The sequence below is a fragment of the Candidatus Thiodiazotropha sp. AKAK2 genome, assembly GCF_058244685.1.
Genome location: NZ_JBSYOP010000031.1, coordinates 1 through 19,962 on the forward strand (window position 1 = coordinate 1; position 19,962 = coordinate 19,962).

Consider the following 19,962-nt stretch of genomic DNA (forward strand, 5'->3'; position numbering starts at 1 on the left):
CCTGAGCCCGAGTTACTGTTCACCAGGATTAAACGCTATACTAGCCACAGGACGACCTCTGGCTGAAATCAGGAAAGCCGTTTTATGAAAGCATTGCAATCAGACAACTACCGTAAGCTGAAAAAAACCAACCCGGATGCCTTTCAGGAGTGGATTGCGGGTAAATCCGATACGCTCAAAAATGGCGCTGTAAAACTGCGCATCGTACCCGTGCGAAACAACAAAAAGACCCGATAAGCTGATTCGCAGTTTGATACTGTGAACGTAGCATTTCCCGCACTACTCACGTTTCTGCTGATCCTACCCGGCTTCATCTTCCGTGGCGCCTTCACGAGATCGGAAAGAACCCAGCTGGATAACCGGCCGTTTACCTCTGAAACCGTCAAAAGTCTGATCCTGGCCATCTTCCTTCACGCACTCTGGCTGAAACTGACCAACCTGATCACACCGATATCAATCGATTATCAGGTGTTTCTGACCCTGTTTACCGCCGCAAGAGGTGACCTGCTTGAGCTAGCCATTGACCGCTCCGCCGTGCACATGCCCGGCTTCATCACCTATTTGATGTCGATCTATATTGGCTCCTATCTGTTTGGCCTGATTGCACAAAAACTGGTAATCAAACTGAAACTCGATCGGCACCCTCTACTGAGCGATTTTTTTCGCTTTGATACCCCCTGGTTCTATCTCTTGAAAGGCTTCAACGATGAAGGGGACGAGGCGGATTTCGTGAAGCTTGCGGTCACTGTAAAACAGGTCGAAGCAACCTATCTCTACTATGGAATCCTGGAGGATTTCTACCTCACAGACTCAGGAAATCTCGACCGTATCATTTTATCCTCCGTGGTCAGACGCCAACTGATTGCAGATGAGACACCGATTGAGGAGCAAGCCGAGCAGCCCGGTGAGGCACTTCGTTTCTACGAGATATCCGGCGACCGCCTGGTTTTCAAATACAAGGACATTACCAGCCTGAATATCGAATACTATAAAATCATCGAGAACTGCGCCTGAATCGAATATCACATCTGCTACAGGAGTCAGCCTGTTATCCTGTTTCAAGCAACCCTATTTGAATAGGTTATTTTTGCCGCCTGAGTAATGGTATTGACCGCTGGGTGTTTGATATGCCGTTCAGGGGATACCACAAAGAAACTTTCGGTTATTTCGTCGGAGCGTCCCACAACCTCGACACGATACTTGTCGATCACATCCCGCTCCACAGCAGTTGGTGAGGTAAATACCCCTGTACCACGTTCACCAAAGGTCTTCATCAACGCTCGGTCCTCAAATCCCGCGACCACCAACGGTTCGGTCTGCTGGCGCTGGAACCGGATTTCAAGATTTCGTCTCAGGCTGCTGCCACTGCTCGGCGTTAGAATGTTCTGCCCATGCAAACTCACTGGAAACTCATTGCGTAATCTTTGGGCATCATCAGGGGCGGCAAAAATAATAATACCACTTTTACAGGTAAGGTAAGTTGGGGCCAGACCACTTTCTATCGACTGGCCAAGCTGCTGAGCAAGGGATTCATCGCTGATCTCATCAAGAGATAACAGTTTTGATCCGGGAATATGACCACCTCTGTATTCAGCAGCCGTTCGAACATCAAGCAACTCTAAGTTCATACCCTGATTCAATTTGGCTAACAGACCAGCCGGAGAAATTGTCGATACTCTTTTTATGTCCATCAAATACCACCGCTAACTGAATATTGATCCTGGTGACATAGTATGGGTGGCGATAGCAGATTAAAACTCGAATTATTTAAGCGCTTTGTTCAGAATTACGAGCTAGAATCAGTTAACAACAATAGGGCTATATCAACACACTCAATGTCACACACAAATAATTAGTGTTAACAGGCCCTAGTAGAGATAATACTCGAAAGTTTATTTTCAACCATCATTGAACACTCAATCTGAATGGATTTTGCTCTATTATTTTCAAAAGAGTAACTCTACAGCGCCATCAGGGCTGCGAGGTCAATTTAAAATCATCTATCGGGTATTGATTTTGCAGATATTACTGCACTTGAGCTGCCATACTGGTCATAGGTCCAAAAGATCGTAGTAGTTAACCTCCGGAGGAGATTCAAGATAAGAGATCAACTCATCCATAACACCGTTGTTCGCAATGCTATCCAGATAGCTCCGGTGCCGCTCTAATGACAACCACTCCTCATCAAAGATCATGCTTCCCGACTCACTATCAAACAGCACACCAACCTTCAGACAACCCGAGAAACCTCTGACATTAGACAGGTTATGCTCCAGAAATGGCATCAGCCTATCAACAACACCCTCTTTCACCTTAGATTTAATGATTACTCTTTTTTTCATTTTAGCTCTCCAGTCAATTAATTGTGGAGATAGATTAAATACCAAATCAAACTCAAACTACCAATAAATCATCAAAAATACGGTTTTCTGGTCAGGATTGTTGTTTTATTTCATAGGGGGTCTTTCCATACCTTTTCTTGAAAGCAGCTATAAAGTGAGAAACGTTACTGTAACCCACTTGCAGAGCAGTATCTGTCACTGACCACTGCTCGGTGGATAACAGCTCATGAGCTTGTTCAATACGCCGCTCTATCAACCACTGTTTTGGCGTGGTTCCATAGAGTATTTTGAACTCCCTGTTAAAAGTTGACAGACTACGACCAGACAATACAGCAAGCTGTTTTGCGCTTAGATTGGAGATTGCATATTGATCCATCAACCGTTTGATATTTCTTTTTACGCCGCCTTTTTGAACAGCCAACAAACTGGCTCGCAACCGTCCACTGTCGTGTATATCAAGCAAATGTAATATTTCTAGAAGCTTTATCTCAAGCAGATGAGATGGATTATCCAAGCTGTCATAAATCGTATAAAAAGCAGAAAAATAATTCTGCACAGCCCGGCTGGCCTGAAGTTTGACTATGGCATCTTCATTCACCATTGCAGCTGAAGGCGTCTGTCCGGCAGAAAGAAACTTGGCCATTACATCAGAGCCGACGAACAACAGAAATGCATTCAATCCATCCCCAGCGTGAAAATAATCTGAATGTAAATTGAGACCCTTTGGCAGATAGATTACCTCCCCCGGACCAACTTCTATCGATTGGTTCTCTGAGGTTGTAATGACCTCATGCCCAGCTTGGATATAGACAATACAGGGCACTCGGGTGTGAAATTCAATGTTAGCAAGACCCGACTCCAGATCTTTATAAAAGATAGAGGATTCATTATTGAAAAGAACCGGATTGATATCCCTCAATCCAAACAGATCTTCAGGTAACTCAAGAACATTATCTTCACAGTAGTGAGCCAAAGCCATTTGCCGGTTCATACATCCTCACATACGGTTACTCAACCAACCCTGATAACACTCGATCAAAAATCTGATAAAAAAAATCCTTTACCAACTCATCTCAACCATCTTACGCACCAGTTAGCACAAAAGCCATTTTCGGACGGATCTGAACAGTAGGAGATTGTCCGCCATACCCCACTATCGCCACCTTCATGTGAACCACTATATTGAACTACTCAGTTTACTACCTCATAGACATCTTGCGTAAGAAAGTCCAAATGAACGGGAGTCCAATGGCGCTTAAGATCACAAATAGTCTCACCCGTAAGAAGCGGCTTTGAGTCATACTCCTTCTGCTGAAGATAGAGATCATAATTCCCCGCTAAAACAACCGACATATCGGGCCCTTGTGTTCGGATTTTCATACAGCCAAAAGCATTAGTATAAAAACCCTTCGGCCTGCCTCAGGTGAGAGACATCAAAACTCACTGCGATATTTATCATACGAAGAATCAGGTTCGTGTAAAATACCCAAGCACACTTCCTGGCCGAATCAACCACAACAAAATGATCATTCTGTCACTCCGTCTTTCTGACGCGAATCGCTGATCCAACCCCTTCTGTATGGGACAGACCAGATAATTATGAGGCACTACCCCTCCAGCATGCTGACTTTTGAGATCACCGGCCCTTAAGGTCTAACAGTTTTCTCACAGCAAACGATAAAATCCGAAGCCAGGAAGGGAGATTGTGATTGCTCTATTGGCACTAATCCAGAATAGCTTCCGGTAAGAACTGATTCGAATGGTATGGAAATGTATGGTGGCCAAGGACAGATTCGAACTTCCGCACAGGGTCTCTGATACCGCAAGTACACAGCACAGCCATAATATTTTAATACGTCCAGACACACGCTTATCATGGAGATCTATTTTTTACTATAATTCAAGCAGATACTGGGGGTGCAATACTCTCCCTTTCGTATTCCATATAAGTCTTGGTTAAATCCGCTATAGCTCGGTAAAAAGGCAGTTGCGCCTGATCCATTACTTCATCACAGAATCGGGCCAGCCAACATAACAGGTGTTTTTCCAGAAACATACGCTGTACAGTCAGACAGTATTCTGCACTCTTGCGATCTTCTTGTAACCATTTATCTGCCTCCCACTCACTCAGCTTCTGCATGAACTCAAGCTCAACACTAACGTGATCGGGAACCCCGCAGAACCCTGAATCATAATCGAGACCAGTTGTTTCGATAAATTTTTTTACTTCAACGGTCTGCACTCCCCACAGGCCAGCTTCTCCATGCTCTGCGTCGATAAAAATTGATTCATGTGGCGATATATGCGGACCAGGCCCTATAAATAAGCGGCTATATTCGATAGCCAACTGTTCCACCACCTCAGATTCAGGGTCGGTATAAAATCGCTCACCTAATTTGACACCCAGGCTGGTGAAGGCCCCCAGTAATTGGGGACCTTTCATCTGTTTAATCAGGGTCTCGGTGGGCTCCTCCCGGAAAACTGCGCTCAACAGCCCATAGATATCGCTTCTTGATTTTGCACTATCAGCCAACGCTTTCCAGTCAGTTTCCATCTCAACCCTCCGGTTAGATACACACAAAATTACGCTTTCACAACCCTGACAACCGTATCCATCCAGCGTTGCCCACCACTGATCGGATCCGAACTGTTAGGAATGATCGAGTTGGGATGAATGCCGTGTTTGTCCCACCACTTGTTGTTAGCATCCGGGTCAGCCGCAGCACCGCCCGGAGTGGGTGAACTTTTCCCCGAGCCGTATATACCGGACTGTTGACGCCCAAAGTGGTGTGAAATTGCAATGATGCCGGGAATAATGCCCTCGGTAACGTGGGCAGTGGTGGTTATCTCACCCAGGTCACTGGCCACCTTGATACGATCTCCCTCTTTTATGCCCCGCTCTGCAGCGGTTTTACTATTAATCCAAGCCGGATTATCATGCTTTATCTCAGAAAGCCACTTGCAATGAGCCGTACGTGAATGGGTATGTACGGCGACCTTATAGGTAGTAAGATGCAAGTCATCCTTGCCCATCTTCTGATGCTCAGGCACAGGCGTGTAGGTAGGGAATGCGGGAAATCCCTTTGACGCGAAATTGTCGGAATAGAAGTCAAGCAGCCCGGATTTCACGAACGATGTGTTTGGAGGATAGGCCTTACGCGGCGTACCTTCAATGTCCTGGGCAACATAGGCATTCTTGGCACCCTCCACCCCCAGAAAGCCTTTGCTTCTGGCTTCAGCCTCAGTGACCCCTGCCTTCTTATAGTTCCAATAGACGCCGGTCTTTTCATCGAGAATAATCCCGTCACCGGACACATCCACTTTGGCTTCATAAAAACCATGATTTGGCTTGGCATCCTTGTCGTGCCAGACCCCATGCTTCTTCATGTATTCAAAACCGCCGGCCTCCTTGACACCGGGTGTCATCTCGCAAGATTGGCGGACATATTCTTCCTTGGTTGTGTACGCAAGTTTAATGCCCAACCGTTTCGCCAAACCGGAAAATACCTCGCCCTGATCCCGCGCCTCACCAAGTGGTTTTATGAGAGGTTGGCGTATGTAGTATTCTGCAACCCCGGTTGGTGACACCATATCTTCATAATCCCATCGCTCCAAATAGGTGACATCCGGCAGTATGAGGTCGGCGTATTGAGACGATTCATCATAGACAATGTTTGTATTCACGTAAAAGGGAATCAAGCTCTCATCTTTCAGAACCGCTTCCGCTTCTATGTTATTGCCGTTAATGAAGGCTTGATTATTGCAACTTGACCAGTAGACTTTCGGCCTTCCATTTTGACCATCTTTGATCATCGGTAGATTCTGCTGGCTGCATTGATGGGTCGGGAAAGCAGCCTCACCGGGAAAACCGTTAACGATATCAAGCCCTTTTTGAATTTTGGCTTTAGGTGAATGAGGATGTTTCCAGCCAGCACCTACACCCATGATCCGACCGCCTTTTCTGTCAAGGTTATTGGTTATCGCCGACAGCAACATCGCAGCACGCTCCTGGTCTGCTCCGTGATAATGCATCACCGTACCACGATAGCCGATAAGGCAGGCCGATTTCGCTTTTGCATATCCACGAGCAATCTGCCTGATTTTTTCAGCCGGCACTCCACTCTCTTTTGCAGCATATTCCGGGGTAAACTTGGCCACATGCTCTTTGATCGCAGCTATTTTTTCACTTTCAGTCGCATGATAATCCGGTGATACGCGCATGTATTTCAGGTGATCCTTTCTAAAAATGCCTTCGTTCATGATGACATTGACCATCGACAACATCACCAAACCGTCCATGCCGACATTGATGGGGATCCATTCAGTGGACTTGGCAGCAGTATTTGAAAGACGCACATCGAAGGTATATAGCGGTACATTTCGCTCAACCATTGCCCGGATCAGGCGCTGCGACGTTGGGATGTGGTTGGTATGGGTTTCGAACTGGTTGGAACCGAAATTAACCACAAAATCGGTATGATCGTAGTCCCAATTATCATACATGCCGCCCCACAGACTCTCCTGCCCAACCCATTTAGGTCCTTCACATACTGATGTGTGAGTGCCGATAGTTTGTGATCCGAAGGCATCCATGAAATCATGCATGATCGAAGACTGACTGCCCTTATGACGCCCGTATTGATACATAAATAACTCTGGTGTACCTGCATAAAGCAGCGGTTTCAGCTTCGATGCCATCAAGTCCAGAGCCTCGTCCCACGAAATCCGTTTCCATTTATGTTCACCACGCTTTCCGGCACGCAGCATCGGATAGAGAATACGGTCTGGAAAGTAAACATGATTAATGCCAGCCTGACCCTTGGCGCAGAGTTTACCCAAGGTTCGTATAGAGTCAGGATGGCCCTCCAACTTCACCACACGACCATCTTCCACATAACCGATCATGGCATCTCGGGTGACGCACTGCCAGCAAGCTGTGGGGATTGCCTGAAGCTCCTTCTTTGTAGTGGGAGAAAAATCACGCCCCCCTTCCTGCAGCTTGATTGATCCGGCCAGTGCTTTTTGATTAAGGCCCAACCCTGCAGCCATCGCACAGCTACTGCCTGCAGCCAGTTTCATAAAATTACGACGATTTAACTTTTTCATATCAATTCCTCTCCAATACAAGCTCACAGGGATTACACGATCTGATCCACAAAATGGTCCAGTTTGCCCTTCTTTCGTTGTGTATAGAGTGTTTTCAACAAGTTATCGGGATCGATATAAAACACATGAGGATTGGTATCTTTCTCATGAAGCAGTACATTTTCGGGTGTAGCCAGATTATGCTCTTTGACAAGCTTGGACACCTGACTGTCCGGATCATTAAGATCACCAAATATTCGAGCTCGTCCTTGACAGGTATTGACACAGGACGGTTCAACACCATTATCGACACGATGGGCGCACATGTCGCATTTGTCTGCTGCCTGCTTGCTTGGATCACCACCGGCCTTTACAAATGGATCAAATGACCGAACGCCATAAGGGCAGGCATCAATACATTTTCCGCAACCGATGCACTTTTCCTTATCTATCAGGATCAAGCCATCCGGTCGCTTGTAAGTTGCACCACTACGGTAACGTATGGTCTTACCATCAGCTATCTTGAACTTGGCACGCGCGCCAGGATACTCAGGACACGCTTTAACACAGGGGGGAACACCGTCTTTCTTATTTCCTTCGCAATGATTACACATCAGAGGCAAAAATGCCTTCTTCGTATTTGGAAAAGTTCCCGTGGTTTTTTCTTGAATTACAGCTCTGAATCGACCAAGGGAGACCCTGTTTTCCGATTTACAGGCTACTGTACACGCCCTGCATCCTATACACCGCCTAAGGTCCATCACCATTGCCCAGCGCGGCGCCTTTTTGGATTCAGCAGCCTGAAGACTCACTCCAGGTGTCGCTGCTGCTGCAGCACCTACTGCTGCCACTCCAGCATCCGTTAGGAACTTCCGACGACTGACATCGGGTGCTTTTTTATCACTCATCTTGTTCTCTCCTGTTCATCTCATCACCTCCGAACTTGTATATGGCGCTTGAGACACTCCCTGGTCAATCACCTCTGCACCTTCAATTAGCTCAATAGTCTCTTCAAAATTTCCAAATGCACCATCGAGAATGGTGATTGCATATTTCTTGTTATGCACGCCATTTCCGACCCGTACAATATTGAGCAGCTCACTCCCTTTAGCGATCATCTCTTGAGCTTGATTCAATTGTTGCTTGCTTAGACTGTCTCTTGATGCGGAAAGAAGTTGCAGCGCCTCACTTTCAACCTCTTCAGCGCTTACGACTTCACTCTCCAATTGTTTTTTCCAATCATCGAGCATTTTGTAGTGTTGCTCTGTATGACAGGCAGCACAGGTATCTCCGGCAGCAGTTCTTACATCGTGACCCCGGCTTATTGCCTTTTTAAGATGGCAGGCCATACAATTTACATTGACTTCGTACATCAGGTGTGGCGCACCGGAAATATCACTATCTACAGGCTCACCAGAGAGGAGCAGCTTCTGGTATTTATGCTGATTGACATGACACAGCTGACAATCCTCCCGCACAAAATCGAGATGATCTGTTCTGTTCCTGTGTTCAACAACGCTATGACAGTCAAAACAGTCAGCCTTGTCAGGTATGTGTTTGTCATGCATCAGAGCCTGATCCCCCGAAGATGCCAGCAGGGTCTGACTCCGGTTGTGACAGGTCAGACATCCATTCGAGACCACATTTCCTATTTCGATTTCGCCATGACCCTTTACCACCTCAAAATGGCAACTCTCACAGGCAACATCCGCTTCTTGAATGGTCTGATGGGTAATCGGGTTCTTCGTCGTTGTGTCATCATCGACCTGCAACTGGCTCTGTAATGAGGTTACCGGGATCGTATGACAGATATCACATCGAGATTTTCCCTCATTGAAGTTGACAGAAGGCTTGCCTGCAAAACTGATCTTTTCAAAACTGCCATCTTCACAACATTCACCCATTTTGGCTATTTCCAGCGTGGGCTTCTGTAGTTTCAAGTGACAGAGAAAACAGATCTCATGCGGTACCTCGAAATGTTTTTTTTCTGTTGTTTTGAAATGACAGGTATCACAAGTTATCTTGTATCCATCAAGCGCCTTGTCACTAAAATGTATCTCGTGTTTGAAGCGGACATTTTCAGTAAGCGCTATCTCCTTCTGTGCCAACTGATGCTGATTATGGCAACCTGACTGAAGACAGGCTCCATCCTTTATAACAGGACGAATCGGCAGTGGAGCATCAGGATCGTAAAGGTAAGCTGCAAGATGACGTAAGCCCTCATATTTTGCCTTCAATGACTTATGCTCACCCGGCAGAAAGTGACAATCGATACAATCCGCTTGCATCCCATCTGGATTATTTTCTTTATGATGAGAATCACTCTTCCAGGCTTCATACTGCTCTGCCATGGTGTGGCAGCTACCACCACAAAACGAGGACTGGGAGGTATAATACTCAACCCCCTGATAAGTGATTAAGAGCGCGGCAGTAACACCAATGAATAGAACCAATAACAGTCTCCAGGTCACATGAAACCCAAAGCCACTATCACTACTCATGGTCATCCACTCCTCCCATACCAATGCTATAAAAAACGATTTGTTGATCTATCAATTATTGGAAAGGGATCCAGCAAGAGGCTTGCCAAATTCTCATCTAGTTGAAATATCACAAATAAATGCTTTCACAACACAGATGATCAAGGCTTTTGTTACCCGACGGTAACGTTTCCAGAGATTCAGTAACTATTCTTATTTTTCTTATTATTTCAGATAGTTATAATCATCGACAGGAGACACTAAGTTACCGAAAGGTAACAATCCAGATGATATAAAAAGGACAATTTGAAAACCCACTTCACTCTTTACTAAAAAGCAGCTAATACTATCTTCATAGATAACCCAATTGATCTGTCTCGAGAATCATAAAGCAGCATCCATAAATATAATAATAAATAAATTATCTTGTACTTCGATGATATTGTTCGTAAGAGCTCAACTTTAGGTTTCCAGAACGGCTTTCTATACTGTGTGCGAGTTACTTTTCATATCGCAAACAGGTACAGTTAAAAAACCAGGGGTTACGCTTACTAGTGATGCAAGAATAAGGAGTCCATGTGCGTTTGATCTATCTTTGTTTACTGTTGTGGCTCCCCCCCACTTATGCAGCTAAAGCTGAACAGCCTATCCGATTCGGCTTAACGGCCGTAGTACTCACAGAAAATCTCAGATTCCTCGATCAGTGGAGTCAATACCTTGAACAAAAAATGGGTCGCCAGATAGAATTCGTGCTCAGAAAGTCATATCGAGAGGTGATGGATCTCGTGACCGCTGGAGGCATTGAATTTGCCTGGATCTGTGGCTATCCATACGTTCAAAAAAGAACGCCAGAATCCCTAGAGCTTTTAACGGTACCAGTCTATCGTGGAGCACCTCGTTATCACTCTTACATCATCGTCCACCATACCAGTCCCTATAATAGCTTTACCGATCTACAAGACAAGATTTTCGCTTTCTCCGACCCTGACTCGAATTCCGGTTTTCTCTATCCCCTGAGCCTGATAGCTGAACAAGATGAGGATGCCGAAACTTTTTTCCGTCATACTTTTTTCACCTTCAATCACGCCGAGACTGTGCAGGCGGTCTCCGAACAGGTTGCGGATGGCGGCGCGGTAGATTCCTACATCTGGGAATACCTTGCCATTTTCAGGCCGGACATCACAGAACAGACTCGCATCATCAAGAAATCTCCAGGTTTTGGTTTCCCACCAATCGTTTCCCGATTAGGAGTGGATCACACAACGGTTAAATTAATGAAGCAAACACTAGAGAATATGGACCAGGACCCAAGCGGCAAGAGACTCCTCGCTCGACTTAAACTGGATGGTTTTGCTCATTATTCGGACTCCCTGTTCAATGGGATACGTGCTTTGGCAAACACAACCAAAAGAAATAACCTACTGTCCAATATGATTGCAACTGACTAATTCTTTAATTCAAAATGCAGCTAACTCAACCTAAAACCTGGCCATTGGCAATAAAACTATCGCTCACCATTACAACCGTTGTGGCTGCTGTTGGTTTTATGATTGGCGGTGTCATGATTGTCCAGGATTGGAAACGCTTTCATGACGTACTTGGTGAAAAGGCCCTGTTGCTGTCGGAATCAATTGCCGCCACCACCCCCAAAGCCATGCTACGCAAAGACTATTGGCAGCTTTATCAAAGCCTGAAAAACATGGCTTCCAGAAGACCGAAATCAAAAGGTAATCATGGTGTCATAACGGCGATGGTACTTGATGCAGAAGGCAGAATTCAGGCACACCTTCACCCTGCAGACAACCCAATGGGTCTGCCTTTTTCACCAAGCAACAGACTGGAGCAGGAGCTCTACGAGCAGGCCATGAGCACCAGGGCACCCATAGTAATAAGCAGTGACAGTTTCTCAAAGACAGGTTTCCAGGAAGGCGTTGTTCCATTATTCTCAGATCAAAAATACCTGGGTGTTGTCAGAGTACGTTTGTCTATCGCACAGCTATACGAGAAAGCAACAAGTACAGCAATTCTCATTCTTGCCCTGATATTCTGCTTTGTTATCATCGGCAGCGCTCTCGGCACCATTGTTTCCAGACGCATGGTCAAACCTCTCACCGCAGTCACACAAGGGCTGGAAGCAGTCGGCCGAGGAGAAATGACTGATTTCTCACCGATCCCGGTAAAAGAGAGGGATGAAATCGGCCGTCTCAGCGTCACCTTCAATCAAATCATGGCGGAATTAGCTGAGAAGAAGATGCTTGAGGAAGAGATTGCAATGAATGAAAAACTTGTTGCACTCGGTCGTATCACTGCCGGCGTCGCCCATGAAGTCAACAATCCGCTTGCCGGCTTACTTAATTGTATCGATACCTTACGCAAACACCCTAACGATAAGGATCTCATCGATCGTTACTTACCCGTCATTGATCAGGGTCTACACAGAATCAAAGAGATCGTCCACAATCTGCTTGTGGGACTCAAGATCGAAGGTGGCGAAGAATCCATTAGCATTCAACGCATCGACAAACTACATGATCTTATTACCGCAGAGAGTGGTGACAAAGATATCGACATTATCTGGGTAAACAATACAGATCAAAATCTCCATATTCCCAGTAAGACAGAACAGATTGTATGTAACCTGCTAAAGAACGCCGTAGAGATTGTTGCAGATGGCGGGACAGTTATTTGCAGTCTTCATCAGAGCGGACCATTCCTAATCATTGAAGTCAGCGACAACGGACCGGGTATCCCATCCAATATAAGAAACAAACTGTTTGATCCCTTTTTTACCACTAAACCTGACGGTACAGGATTGGGGCTCTGGATAATTTACCGCCTTGTCCAGAGTATGGAAGGCGTCATTGAGATCAAGAGTGAAGAAGGTCAGGGTACAATATTTCATGTGGCAATACCGGTTATCACCAAGAAGGCAGCATGATAGTGAATAGTCTCGACAAGACTCCGATTAATAATGATCTCAAGGCTTATTGCGTACTCCTTGTTGAGGATGATGATATCATGCGTCTATCCCTTGAAGACAGACTGCACCTGGAAGAGATCCCTGCCCGTGCTGTAAGCGATATGGCCAGTGCAAGAAGAGAACTTGAAAAAGGTGACATTGATCTTGTTGTGACAGACATCCGTTTACCGGATGGCACTGGTATCGAACTGTTTAAGGATATTTCATGCCACTTTCCCGGTGTTCCGGTTATCCTTATAACAGCCTATGGAGAGATAGCCGATGCTGTTACTCTGGTTAAAGCCGGAGCACTCGATTATTTGACCAAGCCATTTGATATCAGCAACTTCATTCAGAAGGTGGAGCGTCATCTCTCCCGCATCGCTGATACCCGCTTAACGCTGGTCAATTCTGACGCTGAAGAAAAACAATTCAAACCCGGCAGTGGACGCCTTGGAAAGAGTTCAGCAATGCGCAGAATCGAGCGACTGGTCGCACGCCTTGGCGGGAGCGACAGCTCAGTCTTGCTCACCGGTGAGTCAGGTGTCGGTAAAGAAGTTGTTGCCAGTCTAATCCACAACAACAGCCTTCGCGCCAAGGCGCCTATGATCCGGGTCAACTGCGCCGCCCTCTCCCCCAGCCTGATCGAAAGCGAACTGTTTGGCCATGAGAAAGGGGCATTCACCGGTGCGATGCATCAACGCATCGGCCGGTTTGAACAAGCGCAAGGGGGCACCATCTTCCTTGACGAGATTGCCGAAGTCTCTCCCGACATACAGGTCAAACTACTGCGCGTCCTGCAGGAGCGAGAAATTGAGCGTGTCGGTGGTGTAGAGCCCATCACACTGGACGTCAGAGTCATTGCCGCTACCCAGGTCAATCTGAAAAAGTCCATTGAAACCTCAGAGTTCAGGTCTGATCTCTATTGGCGACTCAATGTAATACATGTAGATATCCCCCCTTTGCGGGAACGCCGGGAAGACATCATCTATCTGGCAAGATTATTTGTCAGTGATCTGACGAAAAAGTCTGGAAGCTCAATTAAAGGGTTGTCTAAAGAGGCTGAGTTACTGCTCCAAGCCATGACTTTTCCAGGTAACGTACGTGAACTTAAAAACGTGATAGAGAGAGCCGTCGCCTTGTGTGATGCTCCCTGGATCGGCGCCATTGACCTACAGACCCAGGAGATTGACAGCCGGGAGATCACTACTACGACATTGAGACAATCTATCGAGGAAGCGGAGCGAAAGGCGATCAATAAGGCATTGGCCGAAAACAACAGAAAAATTAATCTGGCTGCAGATACTCTGGGCATCTCGCGAAAGAATCTATGGGAGAAGATGAAACGATACGAGATTGAGAAGTAGTTTTTTGTAACTTCTGGCTGATCCAGAACAAATACAGGCGGTCTGAATCATACCTACTTTTTATTATTTGCTGGAGGATAATCCATGCCATCCAACACCTTGACAGACATGTTTGGACGCCGCATTGAATATCTGAGAATCTCAGTAATCGACCGGTGCGATCTGCGCTGCAGTTATTGCCTGCCCAAGCGCTTTAAAGGCTTCGAGGAGCCGGCCAATTGGCTCAGTTTCGAAGAGATCGAGCGTGTTACCAGGGCGTTTGCCTTCATGGGTGTGCACAGGATACGCCTCACGGGTGGCGAACCTCTGATGCGTCGAGATCTAACGGAACTTGTCGACCGTCTAGCCCATCTTCCAGGCATATCGGACCTGGCCTTGTCCAGCAACTGCACTCGCATGGACAAGCTCGCAGCCCCCCTCTACAGGGCCGGGGTAAGCCGCCTCAACGTAAGTCTGGACAGCCTCCGCCCAAAAGTGTTCGAGAAGATTACCGGTGGTTCTCTCAACAAAGTGCTGACGGGCATAGAGGCGTGCCAATCAGCAGGATTTGAGCCGATCCGTGTGAACACGGTTGTGATGCGAGGAGTCAATGATGATGAAATCGACGCCATTCTGGACTACTGCATTGAGCGAGGTTTCACACTACGTCTCATTGAGACCATGCCCATGGGCGATACCGGTCGCAACGCCGTGAATAAGTACATCGATCTACAAACCGTCAGGCAACGCCTGGAGCGGCGCATCGATTTGATACCTGACATACTGCCCGGTGGTGGTCCTGCTCGCTACTACCGGCTTGCAGGCACCGATACCCGCATCGGCTTCATCACCCCCATATCACAACACTTTTGTGAGACCTGCAACCGGGTGAGGCTGACAGTGGACGGTGATCTCTATTTATGTCTGGGCCATGAGCATGCGTACCCATTGCGTCAGCTACTCCGGGATGGGATAGACGACACCGGATTGACCGACCACCTGCGCCGTGCCATTGCCCTCAAACCCGAGCGTCATGAGTTCAGTGAACGGCCTGAGAAGTTGATCCGTTTCATGGCGAAGTCAGGAGGATAAACCAGCCCCGCTCAAACCAAGGACTAGATTTCGAATGCTACATCAGTACAGCTATTGAGAAAGAAGGGCTGAAACCGGTCAGAGACCGCGAATTTAAAAGAGTGCAGAGTTAAGTGGTGGCCAGGGACAGAATCGAACTGCCGACACGGGGATTTTCAGTCCCCTGCTCTACCGACTGAGCTACCTGGCCTCGGTGAGAGGGCCGTATTAAACCGATGTTAAAGGGCCGAGTCAAGTTGGATTGCCATTCCCGCTCCCCGGTTTCGCTTTAGAGGGTTGTTCAGGCGCGGGGTTTGTAATCCGGGGGCAGCTCCGATCCTTCGCCGAAAAAGAACTGCTCCATCTGCTCTTCGAGAAACTTTCTTGCCTTGGGATCCACCGGGCTCAGCCGGTTTTCATTGATCAGCATGGTCTGATGCCGCAACCACTCCTGCCAGGCCTCTTTGGAGACATTATCGAAAATCCGCTGGCCCAGTTCCCCGGGATAGGGCAGGCGATCCAGCCCTTCGGCCTCTCGTTTCAATCTGACACATTCTACTGTACGGCTCATCTGGCCTCTCCTTCATTGTTTTCGGCAATCGGAATCTTTGGATCGATCTGTTGCAGGATTGTCGACACCGGCGCTGCCAGTCCGAGATCCTCAGGTTGCGACAGGTTATACCAAACCAGGGAATTCTCATCCATGACCGCTTTAAGTGGTTTTTCCATTTTCAGCAGAACCGGAGTGATATCCAGGTGGAAGTGGCTGAATGTGTGACGACGGAGACTCATTTGGGAGAGCGGCTTCACCTGCAACCCCAGATTGACTTGGCACCAGTGCTCTCCGCGCTGTTCTGCCGGGCACTCCGGCAGACTCCACAAACCACCCCAGATGCCACTGGGCGGCCGTTTCTGCAGCAGAATATTGTCAGCGTCATCCAGCACCACCAGCAGTTGCGCTGAACGTACCGGCTTACTCGATTTGACCTTTTTACCAGGATACCGATCGATCTCTCCCCGCGCTCTGGCCACACAGCTCTGTACCAACGGGCAGGCTTCGCAGAGGGGTTTTGTGCGAACACAAACCATCGCACCCAGATCCATCATGGCCTGATTGTAATCGGCGCAGTGACGCTGCGGAGTCAAATGCTCGCTCAGTTGCCACAACCGTTTCAATACCGCCGTCTCCCCCGGCCAGCCTTCGACGGCATAGTGGCGGGCCAGTACCCGTTTCACATTGCCGTCCAGTATCGATGCATACTGCCCAAACGCCAGTGAGCGGATTGCTCCGGCAGTGGAACGGCCGATACCGGGCAGAGATTGCAGACTTTCAAGGTCCTCCGGCAGATTGCCCTGGTGTTCGGCCATCACCAGTTGAGCACAGCGGTGAAGATTACGCGCCCGGGCGTAATAACCCAGCCCGGACCAGTGGTGCATGACCAGATCTGAATCCGCCTCGGCCAGAGATTTGAGTTCGGGAAAAGTCTCCACGAAGCGATTGAAGTAGTCGATCACCGTGGTGACCTGGGTCTGTTGCAGCATGATCTCGGAGATCCATACCCGATAGGGATCCCGGGGATTCTGCCAGGGGAGGTGCTTACGGCCATGTAGAGCGAACCAGCCGAGAACCTGCTTGGCGAATCTGCCGCTCGCCGCGCTGTCGGGTAGAGTCGCTGGGGGCGTGTTACTCAAAGCAGGTTTTTCAGCTTGTCCTTCAACTGATCCTGCAGCTCTTCGGGCAGCTTCTCTTCCAGCTCCTCGCTGACCTTCTCGTCGATCTTGTCGTCGAGTTTCTTTTTCAGCTTGGCCTTCTGCTGCTCTTCGAGAATTTTGGAGAGCTGTATCGAGAACTCGGGATCATTCCAGTTGCCTTTGATCTTCACCGGAATTGGAATGCCTTTCAGATCCTCCAGGGCCTTGCCGCCCTGCCCGGTCGAGGTATTCACGATGACCGGTCGGATTGTATATTTGAGCCGCTCCTCAAGCAGATAGGCTTTACCGCTACCTTCCAGCCGGATATAGGGGGACTTGGCATACAGGCGTTGATTGTTGACCACTCCGTTGACGATCTTGGCCACTCCGGTCAGCTCGGAAAAATCGGTCTGCTCCGGCTCATTCAATATCGGGATCGGCTCACCGCTCAGGCGGGCTTTGGTATCACGGATCATTTTCGCCAGATTGAATCCCTTCACAGCCCCATCACGAAAGTCGAATGAAACATCTCCATTCAACCATCTCTTGAGCTGACTGACGGTCTCCCCCTGGCTGGTCAGCGCCATCTCCAGATCACCACTGCCCAGCAGGGTATCCTCCCCGGTCAGGTCTTTCAGCAGGGGCCCTGACAATATTCTCGATATCGACTGATTCAGCTTCAAACGGGGCTTGGCGCCCTTCACGTCCAGCTCCATATCCCCCTTCAGCAGGCCATCGTAAAACCGGCCGATCTCATGATCCACACTGAGCTTGCCATCCCGGCTTCTGAGCTTCACCAGAATCGCTTCGGAGTGGAGATTGTTGATGGTCAGGTTGTCGATCCGGATGGTGCCGTTGAGTTTCAACTTTCTTAACATCTCGGTGGGAAACAGGGGCTCCTCTTTGCCCCCTTTCTGTTTACCCGGACGGCCGGCCGGTGGTGATGTCTGTTCATTGGATGGGGGAAGATAGCGATCCAGATTGATGCTGTTTACATCCAGATTGAACAGATAGGTGGGATCGGCAAAATCGACAATTTCAAATTTACCCCTCAGGTTGGTCTGATCCAGGGTCGCCACCAGGTCGCTCAGTTGCAACTGTTCGGGATTGGCGACAAAGCTGGTGGAAAACTGTAGTTTCTCCAGCACGGTCTCATCGGCGGTTTCCGGTGCAGTCATACCGAACTGCTCCATCCACTCCCTCAGGTTGAATTCAGCCAGACGAAGCTCTCCCTTCATACTGGGACTGTTCTGGATATCGAGACCTTCCAGACGGCCGGTCAGTTTGAGGTTTCCCGATTCCAGACTGAGATCCTGGATATCCAGAGTGCCGCTGCTCATATTGAGCGCCACATCCGACTGCAGTGAAATGGCCACCCCCTTTTTGGGTAAACCCTCACCGCTCACCTCAACGTCAAGATCCAGATCATCCATACCGATCGACTGGCTGTCGGGATTTACCACCAGCTGGGTGGTCATGGAGAGCTTGCCATTCATTGCCGGCTTCTGGCTGTCGGCCGAGAGGCTGAACTTCAGATCCACCGGCTCGCCCGGCGCCACCTCGCCTGTCTCCAGCTGGATATTGTCCACACTGTAGCGTTCACCGGTGGACTGATCGTCCCAGGCAACACTCGCCTGGTTGATATTCAGGCCACCAATGGTGAAAGCGAGCAGGCCCATGTCTCCGGACTCGCCAGTCTCTGGAGCCGACCCCGGCTTCTTCCCTGTAGCCTTGCCACCGGCCATATCCTCCCAGTTGGTTGTGCCGTTTTCGCTTTTCGCCAGATTCAGCCTGACCCCATCCACCTGAACCGTATCAACCTCGAGCAGCTGCTTGAACAACAGGGGCAGCAGGTTGACACTTACCGAGGCGTGTTTGACCGAAGCGAATTCAGAACCGTTGAAGCCAGGTGCATTACTCAAGGTCAGGCCGTTCAGTTCCAGTGCCAAGCGGGGAAATACAGACAGGCCGATATCGCCGCTGATGGTCAAATCTCTGCCCGTGGCCCGTTTCACTTCGGCAACAATGCGATCTTTGTGATCATTGGGATCGACAAACATTGGTATCAGGATGATAGCTGCGATAACCAGCACTACGACCATCCCGACCAACCAGCCTAACACTTTCAGGGTCTTACCCATCCTCTACTCCTTATTGTTATCTTTTGGGCCAGGGGTGGAACAATTCCAACAAATCTCATATCCGCCATCGATCTGTTCACCACAGGCCGGACAGCGCCATGCGGCGGCCTTCGGGGCATGCAGATTTAAAAACTGCTGTTTCAGTTTCCTGGCCTTGCTCAGGTCCTGGTCTTCCAATAACCAAAGCGTTGGGAATATATTAGCCGGTAGTTCACCCAGTGCGCCACTGAGGTGGTCGTTGAGTATCACTGTTTCGATTCCCTGATCCTGCAGATAATCCTTCAGCATCTGCGCCTCAATCCGATCCTGCGCTTGAAAAAGTTCAATCATCTTTGCCACATACCATCAGTTCAAGCAGCATCAATCCAGACCTGTAACACTCCCATGCAATCGATATATTTTCATTTAAAAACATAGCGTTAAGAATTCACAACCGGCCACCTGAAGACTCACTTGGAGGGCGCCCTACCCATGGTCTTCCACTCACCGTTCTGCATCTGGCAGAAACGATAATCACCACGGGCGTTGGCCGGTCCAGCCTTATGTTTTATCAGCAGGTCGCGGCAGCTCCGCCCATCGATCTCCACTGAACGCAATACCGTGTAGGAGCCACTATGACCGGTAGACTCATTATGCCAGTCAAAGGTTTCATCCGGTTTGCCCTGTTCAAGAGCCGTTTTCACCACCTGTTTGGCCTGACTCCAATCCTCTTTGCTAAAGTACTTGATCGGCGTGGATTCCTCCAATCGCAATCCCAACGCAGAAGCCGTTGCTGTTAGTGCCATCAAGATGATGATGACGACCAGGTTTTTGATTGTTCTCACGAGCACCCCCTGCAGTTCCACT

At 48.5% G+C, this 19,962-nt stretch carries 18 protein-coding genes and 1 tRNA gene; 6 read left to right on the plus strand and 13 right to left on the minus strand.

Going from position 1 to position 19,962, the window contains the following annotated elements:
• Nucleotides 1–84 precede the first annotated feature (84 nt).
• Nucleotides 85–237, plus strand: a complete 153-nt coding sequence (locus tag AC4IE8_RS13965) for a hypothetical protein (RefSeq protein ID WP_490791275.1) — start codon at nucleotides 85–87, stop codon at nucleotides 235–237.
• 21 nt (nucleotides 238–258) lie between these two features.
• Nucleotides 259–1,014 (plus strand): hypothetical protein, encoded by a 756-nt coding sequence (locus AC4IE8_RS13970; protein ID WP_068989393.1) that lies wholly within the window; start codon nucleotides 259–261, stop codon nucleotides 1,012–1,014.
• A gap of 44 nt (nucleotides 1,015–1,058) precedes the next feature.
• Here AC4IE8_RS13970 and AC4IE8_RS13975 read toward each other — a convergent pair whose 3' ends face one another.
• The 7 genes from AC4IE8_RS13975 to AC4IE8_RS14005 all read right to left on the minus strand — a co-directional run bounded on the left by AC4IE8_RS13975 (nucleotide 1,059) and on the right by AC4IE8_RS14005 (nucleotide 9,928).
• On the minus strand, nucleotides 1,059–1,691 hold the full coding sequence (locus AC4IE8_RS13975) for a rhodanese-like domain-containing protein (protein ID WP_490791349.1): 633 nt from the start codon (nucleotides 1,689–1,691) through the stop codon (nucleotides 1,059–1,061).
• Nucleotides 1,692–2,051: 360 nt separating this feature from the next.
• The gene (locus tag AC4IE8_RS13980; protein ID WP_068989389.1) at nucleotides 2,052–2,342 is read right to left on the minus strand and encodes a putative quinol monooxygenase; all 291 of its coding nucleotides are present in this window, start codon (nucleotides 2,340–2,342) and stop codon (nucleotides 2,052–2,054) included.
• Between the two features lie 91 nt (nucleotides 2,343–2,433).
• A complete protein-coding gene (locus tag AC4IE8_RS13985; RefSeq protein ID WP_490791276.1) occupies nucleotides 2,434–3,333 on the minus strand; it encodes a helix-turn-helix domain-containing protein in 900 nt (299 codons plus the stop codon).
• A 909-nt stretch (nucleotides 3,334–4,242) separates the two neighbouring features.
• A complete protein-coding gene (locus tag AC4IE8_RS13990; protein WP_490791277.1) occupies nucleotides 4,243–4,896 on the minus strand; it encodes a TorD/DmsD family molecular chaperone in 654 nt (217 codons plus the stop codon).
• 29 nt (nucleotides 4,897–4,925) lie between these two features.
• A complete protein-coding gene (locus tag AC4IE8_RS13995; protein ID WP_490791278.1) occupies nucleotides 4,926–7,475 on the minus strand; it encodes a molybdopterin-dependent oxidoreductase in 2,550 nt (849 codons plus the stop codon).
• Nucleotides 7,476–7,480: 5 nt separating this feature from the next.
• Nucleotides 7,481–8,335 (minus strand): 4Fe-4S dicluster domain-containing protein, encoded by an 855-nt coding sequence (locus AC4IE8_RS14000; protein WP_490791279.1) that lies wholly within the window; start codon nucleotides 8,333–8,335, stop codon nucleotides 7,481–7,483.
• Nucleotides 8,336–8,350: 15 nt separating this feature from the next.
• Complete coding sequence (locus tag AC4IE8_RS14005; RefSeq protein WP_490791280.1) at nucleotides 8,351–9,928, minus strand: NapC/NirT family cytochrome c; 1,578 nt, start codon at nucleotides 9,926–9,928, stop codon at nucleotides 8,351–8,353.
• A gap of 557 nt (nucleotides 9,929–10,485) precedes the next feature.
• On the opposite strand from AC4IE8_RS14005, the gene AC4IE8_RS14010 reads away from it, so the two are divergent.
• The 4 genes from AC4IE8_RS14010 (at nucleotide 10,486) to moaA (ending at nucleotide 15,304) form a co-directional block, all read left to right on the plus strand.
• Entirely contained in the window at nucleotides 10,486–11,355 is an 870-nt protein-coding gene (locus AC4IE8_RS14010) for a substrate-binding domain-containing protein (RefSeq protein ID WP_083225990.1), read from the plus strand.
• Nucleotides 11,356–11,369: 14 nt separating this feature from the next.
• Complete coding sequence (locus AC4IE8_RS14015; protein WP_490791281.1) at nucleotides 11,370–12,845, plus strand: sensor histidine kinase; 1,476 nt, start codon at nucleotides 11,370–11,372, stop codon at nucleotides 12,843–12,845.
• Nucleotides 12,842–14,233, plus strand: coding sequence for a sigma-54-dependent transcriptional regulator (locus tag AC4IE8_RS14020; RefSeq protein ID WP_490791282.1), 1,392 nt, complete (start codon nucleotides 12,842–12,844; stop codon nucleotides 14,231–14,233). The genes AC4IE8_RS14015 and AC4IE8_RS14020 overlap by 4 nt, the downstream gene beginning before the upstream one ends.
• An 84-nt stretch (nucleotides 14,234–14,317) precedes the next feature.
• Nucleotides 14,318–15,304: a GTP 3',8-cyclase MoaA gene (gene moaA / locus AC4IE8_RS14025; RefSeq protein ID WP_490791283.1), complete on the plus strand. Its 987-nt coding sequence runs from the start codon at nucleotides 14,318–14,320 to the stop codon at nucleotides 15,302–15,304.
• Between the two features lie 114 nt (nucleotides 15,305–15,418).
• Here the strand turns inward: moaA and AC4IE8_RS14030 are convergent.
• From AC4IE8_RS14030 to AC4IE8_RS14055, 6 genes are all read right to left on the minus strand, one after another.
• A tRNA-Phe gene (locus AC4IE8_RS14030) sits at nucleotides 15,419–15,494 on the minus strand.
• A gap of 90 nt (nucleotides 15,495–15,584) precedes the next feature.
• Nucleotides 15,585–15,854: an oxidative damage protection protein gene (locus AC4IE8_RS14035; protein ID WP_068989352.1), complete on the minus strand. Its 270-nt coding sequence runs from the start codon at nucleotides 15,852–15,854 to the stop codon at nucleotides 15,585–15,587.
• Nucleotides 15,851–16,975, minus strand: a complete 1,125-nt coding sequence (gene mutY / locus AC4IE8_RS14040; RefSeq protein ID WP_490791284.1) for an A/G-specific adenine glycosylase — start codon at nucleotides 16,973–16,975, stop codon at nucleotides 15,851–15,853. Before mutY ends, AC4IE8_RS14035 begins: the two co-directional genes overlap by 4 nt.
• A complete protein-coding gene (locus tag AC4IE8_RS14045; RefSeq protein ID WP_490791285.1) occupies nucleotides 16,972–19,116 on the minus strand; it encodes an AsmA family protein in 2,145 nt (714 codons plus the stop codon). Before AC4IE8_RS14045 ends, mutY begins: the two co-directional genes overlap by 4 nt.
• Before the next feature lie 3 nt (nucleotides 19,117–19,119).
• On the minus strand, nucleotides 19,120–19,446 hold the full coding sequence (locus AC4IE8_RS14050) for a putative signal transducing protein (protein ID WP_068991559.1): 327 nt from the start codon (nucleotides 19,444–19,446) through the stop codon (nucleotides 19,120–19,122).
• 119 nt (nucleotides 19,447–19,565) lie between these two features.
• Nucleotides 19,566–19,940, minus strand: a complete 375-nt coding sequence (locus AC4IE8_RS14055; RefSeq protein WP_490791286.1) for a hypothetical protein — start codon at nucleotides 19,938–19,940, stop codon at nucleotides 19,566–19,568.
• Nucleotides 19,941–19,962 lie beyond the last annotated feature (22 nt).